We start from the raw sequence: 4,899 nt of genomic DNA, 5'->3' as shown, positions 1-4,899 counted from the left end.
AAAGAGAAAATCTCTTCCAGCGAATTGGCCCACATGATGGGTACGACAGCCAGTCAGGTTCGTCAGGATTTCAACTGTTTCGGTGGTTTCGGCCAGCAAGGCATCGGGTACAAAGTGGATGTTCTGCGCGCAGAAATCGGCAAACTGCTGTTCGGAGACGGCGAGCGCCTGCCCACCATCCTGATTGGCGCAGGTCATTTGGGTTCTGCCGTGTCGAGTTTTATCAGCCGCGATACCAACGGCTACCGTTTGATCGGTGTGTTTGACATCAATCCTGATCTGTATGACAAAGAAATGTGTGGTGTTCGGATTCTGCCTTTGCATGATCTGGAATCTTTTTGCGCTCAGCATCACCCTGAAGTAGCCGTTTTGTGCGTTCCACGGCAAAGTGCCATTGACCTTGCGGGTAATCTGGTATCCTACGGCATTAAGGGCGTGTGGAATTTTAGCCACTATGACCTTTCGGTAGAATATCCTGAGTTGACCGTAGAAAATGTGCATTTGGGCGACAGCCTGATGAGCCTGGGTTATCGCCTGCGCAACAAAGAGTAATGGAGGAAGATTTCCCTCATGGCAAAACTGTATTTTCGCTACGGCGCAATGAACAGCGGCAAAACCACCGCTCTTATGCAGGTAGCCTACAACTATAAGGAACGCGGGATGCGTGTTCTGATTTTGAAACCATCCATAGACACGAAAGGCGAAGATTCCATTGTTTCCCGGCTGGGCATCAGCTGCAAAGTAGATATACTTGTCAGTCCGGAAATGAACATTGTAGAGCTGGTCAAAGCTGACGCTGCTGCCCACGGTGCCCCGGCTTGCATTCTGTGCGACGAAAGCCAGTTTTTCACCCCGGCGCAAGCGGAACAGCTTTTTCTGGTAACGGTGGACCTCAGTATTCCCGTCATCTGCTATGGGCTGCGGGCCGACTTTATGATGCGTGGTTTCCCCGGTTCTACCCGTCTTCTGGAACTGGCGCATACCATAGAGGAACTCAAAACCATTTGCGCCTGCGGCCGAAAAGCCATCTGTAACGGGCGAAAAGTCAATGGTGAATTTGTCTTTGAAGGTGCCCAGGTGGCCATTGATACCGTTGACAATGTAGAGTATCAAAGCCTGTGCCCCCAGTGTTGGTACCGGGAATACCGCGCCTTCCTAAAGCGCCACAACAAAGCAGAGTAAAAAACACACCGGCTCTCCCTACGGAAAGCCGGTGTGTTTTTTATTTATTGATGCGCTTATAGTATTGCCTGTATTGCTGCGGAGACAGTCCCGTAGCGTCCTTAAACACCCGGCGGAAATGCGCGGTCGTCATGAACCCCGTCTGTTCCGCGACAAATGCGATGCTGTCCCCTGTTTTTTCAATCAGATTCTGGGCCGCCTTGATGCGCACACCGTTGATATATTCGACCAGGCTCAAATTGGTGGACTTTTTAAACAACCTGCTCAGGTAGTATGGGCTGATGTAAAATCGGCTGGCGATCCCGGTGAGGGTGAGCTTTTCCGTATAATGCTGTGCAATATATGCCTGAATCTGGTCTACAATATGGTTGCTGACGCGGCCATTTTCTCCACCCTGCTCCTGCTGCTGTCTGCACAGGTCTTTCAGTTCCAGCAGCAAGGTTGCCAGAAGCATTTTTCTTCGGGCTTCACATTCCGGCGATTCTTTGCCTTCCAGGGACAGGAGCTGCACCAGCATTCCCTGGATATGATTCTGTTGTTTAACAGAGATGTTGGAAAGCAAATGGTTATGTTCTTCTGTCAAAAAAGAAAAGAAATCCACTTCGGGAAATACGGCTGTCACTTTTTCCAAATATTCCCGGCTGAAGTTCAACACAATACGGCTGGAAGGGGTATCTCCCAATGAGGCCGTTTTATGAATTTGATTTTCGCCAATCAGCACCACACTGCCAGCGTTGACGATATACGCAGAATCTTCTATGAAATATCGTCTGGCGCCTGCAATTTCATAATAGATCTCAAATTTGTGATGGATATGAAAGCTGAGCATATCATACCCTTCATCACGGTCAACGCGTTCGATAAAAAAATCTGTCTGGGGACAGTATGTATATTCCGAAACCATTACGCTCCCCTTTGCCAGTCACCCTGGCCGTAAACAAGCTGTTTTTGCCTTCGAATTAAGAATAGCACTTTTTTTGCTGTTTATCAAATTGTTTTTATATGGCTACCGAATTAATTCCAAAAGAAAAGTGCCGGGAAGTTCCCGGCACTTCTTATTGGCCAATATTATTTCATCAGGCTGCAAACCAGCTGTGCATAAGCAACAGGGTCCTCGATAGGAAGCCCCGCAATCAGCAATGCCTGGTCGTACAGCAACTCGGCATATTTGCCTACCTTCTCGGTATCGCCTGCTTCATGGGCGGCTTTCAGAGCAGTAAACACTTCGTGATCCGGATTCAGTTCCAGCACCTTCGTGCTTTCTACCCCTTCGCCGTTGGGCATCTTGCGCAGAATCTTCTCCATTTCCATGGAGACACCGCCCTCGCTGGACAGCGTGACCGGATGTTCCTGCAGCGTGGGGTTCACCTTCACATCCTTGATCTTACCGTTCAGAGTCTTCTTGATTTCTTCGAACAAATCCTTGTTCTCGGTTGCAGTTTCTTCGGCAGCTTTCTTTTCTTCCTCGGTTTCCAGGCCCAGATCACCGGAGTTGATATTCTTGAATTCCTTCTCCTTGTAATCCCGCATCATCTGCAGGCAGAATTCATCCACATCCTCGGTGCACAGCAGCAGATCATAGCCTTTGCTCAGAACCAGCTGTGCGTTGGGCAGTTTGCCAAGCCGGTCAGTATCGTCACCGGCGGCATAATAGATGCACTTCTGGTCCTCGGGCATCTTCTCGATATATTCATCCAGCGTAACCAGTTTCTGCTCCTTGGCAGAGAAGAACAGCAGCAGATCTGCCAGCAGATCCTTATGCATGCCGTAATCACCGTAGATGCCAAACTTAATCTGGCGGCCAAAAGCATGCCAGAAGGTTTCGTACTTTTCGCGGTCATTGACCAGCATGGCGTGCAGCTCGTTTTTGATCTTCTTTTCCAGGCTGTTGCGCATCAGTTTCAGCTGGCTGTCTTTCTGCAGCGTTTCACGGCTGATGTTCAGACTCAGGTCTTCGCTGTCCACCACGCCTTTCACAAAGCTGAAGTAGTCAGGCAGCAAGTCGGCGCATTTTTCCATGATCATTACACCGGAAGCGTACAGGGCAAGGCCCTTCTCATACTCTTTGGTGTAGTAATCATACGGCGTACGGCCGGGCACAAACAGCAGTGCCGTATAGGTTGCCGTACCTTCGGTGCGGCTGGTAATAACCCGCAACGGATCGGAATAGTCCATGAACTTGTTCTTGTAGAACTCGTTGTAGTCCTCGTTCTTCACTTCACTCTTGGGACGTTTCCAGATAGGGACCATGCTGTTGAGCGTTTCCAGCTCGGTGTAGGTTTCGTATTCCGGTTTATAGTCGTCGCCGGCATCCTCCGGTTTGGGTTTCTGGCGGGACTTCTCACGGAACATGGTAATGGGGAAACGAATATAATCGCTATACTTCTTGACCAGATTGGCCAGGGTATAATCATCCAGATATTCGCTGTAGTTTTCGTTGTCGGTATCTTCTTTGAGAACCAGGATGATTTCAGTACCTACTTCGTCCTTGTCCGCTTCGGTGAGGGTGTACCCTTCCACACCCGTGGACTCCCATTTCCAGGCAGTGTCCTCTCCCTGGGCACGGGAAATGACAGTTACCTTACTGGCGATCATAAAGGCCGAATAGAAGCCTACACCGAACTGACCGATAATGTCGATATTATCGCTCTGGTTTTCCGTCTTAAAGTCCAACGAGCCGGACTTTGCGATGGTACCCAGGTTCTTTTCCAATTCATCTTTGGTCATGCCGATACCGTTATCACTAATGGTCAGGGTACGGCTCTCCTTGTCCGGCTGCAGATGAATCTTCAGGTCATCCTTCGTGATACCGATGGTCGTATCGGTCAGACTCTTGAAATAACGCTTGTCGCAGGCATCCGACGCATTGGAGATCAATTCACGAAGAAAGATCTCTCGATTGGTATAAATGGAATTGATCATCAGGTCGAGCAGCTTTTTGCTTTCGGCCTTGAATTGACGCATTGCCATAAAAAAGGACCTCGCTTTTATAGTGGATTAGCACTCTATATTTTTAACTGCTAACGGTAGTTTAGCACTCTTTTGATTAAAGTGCAAGAGGTTCTCTCCTAATTCACAAAAAATTTATAAAACACGCGCCCAATCTATGCTTTTTCCTCTTTTCAAATCGTCGTAATTGGGGTATTCTGTACATAACCTGTATTTTTATTATAAAGGAATGTGATGTGACAATGTCCGTTTACGGGGACAAAGCATACGAGGCATTTTTTAAGGGGTACAACTGCAGTCAGTGCGTAGCCCTGGCCTTTGCGCAGGAAATGGGCCTGACCGAAGAACAGGCGCTGAAGATGGCTTCCGGCTTTGGCGGTGGCTTTGGCCGTATGCGGGAAGTATGCGGAGCTTTTTCCGGTCTGACGCTGGTGCTTGGCGCTTTATACGGAAACACCGACCCCGCTCAGAAAACCAAAACGTATACCGAGGTGCAAGCTCTGGCGGAACAATACCGTCAACGTAACGGAGGAGGCAGCATTGTCTGCCGGGAACTGTTAGGGCTGGATAAGGCCGAAGGAAGCCCGGTAGCCAGTGCCCGTACGGCGGAATACTACAAAAAGCGCCCCTGCCCGGAGCTGGTACGTCTGGCGGCGGACCTGATGGCCGAATATATTGAGCAACATCCACTGGATCACGAATGATCCATTTTCGATAAAGGAAGGTTTTTCTTATGCAGATTTATACGCATACTTTGCCCAGCGGCGC

5 protein-coding genes are annotated in these 4,899 nt (G+C 49.2%); 3 read left to right on the top strand and 2 right to left on the bottom strand.

The annotated features are described in order from the left end of the window. Positions 1–9 precede the first annotated feature (9 nt). Positions 10–552, top strand: a complete 543-nt coding sequence (locus tag H6B10_RS12515) for a redox-sensing transcriptional repressor Rex (RefSeq protein WP_345941843.1) — start codon at positions 10–12, stop codon at positions 550–552. 18 nt (positions 553–570) lie between these two features. Next, positions 571–1,182, top strand: coding sequence for a thymidine kinase (locus H6B10_RS12510; protein ID WP_204651910.1), 612 nt, complete (start codon positions 571–573; stop codon positions 1,180–1,182). Between the two features lie 40 nt (positions 1,183–1,222). Here the strand turns inward: H6B10_RS12510 and H6B10_RS12505 are convergent, their stop codons facing one another. Beyond that, a complete protein-coding gene (locus H6B10_RS12505) occupies positions 1,223–2,086 on the bottom strand; it encodes an AraC family transcriptional regulator (protein ID WP_204651909.1) in 864 nt (287 codons plus the stop codon). Positions 2,087–2,250: 164 nt separating this feature from the next. Further along, positions 2,251–4,152: a molecular chaperone HtpG gene (gene htpG, locus H6B10_RS12500; RefSeq protein ID WP_204651908.1), complete on the bottom strand. Its 1,902-nt coding sequence runs from the start codon at positions 4,150–4,152 to the stop codon at positions 2,251–2,253. Between the two features lie 221 nt (positions 4,153–4,373). On the opposite strand from htpG, the gene H6B10_RS12495 reads away from it, so the two are divergent. Next, positions 4,374–4,835, top strand: a complete 462-nt coding sequence (locus H6B10_RS12495) for a C-GCAxxG-C-C family protein (protein WP_204651911.1) — start codon at positions 4,374–4,376, stop codon at positions 4,833–4,835. Positions 4,836–4,899: the final 64 nt, after the last annotated feature.

The sequence above is a fragment of the Gemmiger formicilis genome (genome assembly GCF_016901605.1).
Classification (GTDB): Bacteria; Bacillota; Clostridia; order Oscillospirales; family Ruminococcaceae; genus Gemmiger; species Gemmiger formicilis_B.
This window is presented reverse-complemented; position numbering and strand designations above follow the sequence as displayed.